Annotated in this window: 2 protein-coding genes; one reads left to right on the forward strand and one right to left on the reverse strand. The window is 71.4% G+C overall.

Annotated features, from left to right (window positions below):
- Window positions 1-222: TSUP family transporter (locus C1I93_RS30800; protein WP_220039622.1), on the reverse strand; the 222-nt coding region annotated here is incomplete at its 3' end.
- Window positions 223-422: 200 nt separating this feature from the next.
- On the opposite strand from C1I93_RS30800, the gene C1I93_RS30805 reads away from it, so the two are divergent.
- Window positions 423-765 (forward strand): endonuclease/exonuclease/phosphatase family protein (locus tag C1I93_RS30805; RefSeq protein ID WP_181445399.1); only part of this gene is annotated, 343 nt, incomplete at its 3' end.

The raw sequence follows: 765 nt of genomic DNA on the forward strand, positions 1-765 counted from the left end.
GTCCATCCTCGTGCGCCGCGCGTACGTCACCGCCGCCGTCGCCGTCCCCGCGATCGCCGCCAACTTGTTCGTGCCCAACGCGGTGGCCGGCGGCACCCCCGGCGCCGCCACCAACAACGCCGGCAGCAACAACAACCCCCCACCACCCACCACGGCATCCACCCAGCCGGCGACGGCAGCGGCAACCAGCAGGGTCGACACGGTCAACGGATCAAACTCCACGGGCGGCAATTCTTCCCATCCCCGCAGGTCAGCGGCGGCCCGCTGTGGCCAGCCTCACTAACCCGACCCCGCAGATCACCGACCACGCAGACGCCGCACCCACAACCCCACCGCCGCCACCGCCACGAACAGCAACATCGAACAGAACAACGCCCGCAGCATCGGGCAACTGTCCCACACACCTCGTTAAGGTGACAGGTGTGCGCCTGGCCACGTTCAACCTGCTGCACGGCCGGTCCCTGACCGACGGCCTGGTCGACCCCACCCGACTCGCCGCCGCCGTGGCCGCCCTCGACGCCGACGTCCTGGCCCTGCAAGAAGTCGACCGCGACCAGTCCCGCAGCGGCAACCTCGACCTCACCGCCGTCGCCGCCCAGGCCCTGCACGCCACCGAACACCGCTTCGCCGCCGCCCTCGTCGGCACCCCCGGCGAGACGTTCCGCCCACTGACCCACGACGACGACGGCCACGGCGAACCCTGCTACGGAGTCGGCCTCATCTCCCGACACCCCGTCACCGCCTGGCGCGTCACCCGCCTAGGCC

Source organism: Micromonospora endophytica, from assembly GCF_003236305.1.
Lineage (GTDB): Bacteria > Actinomycetota > Actinomycetes > Mycobacteriales > Micromonosporaceae > Micromonospora > Micromonospora endophytica.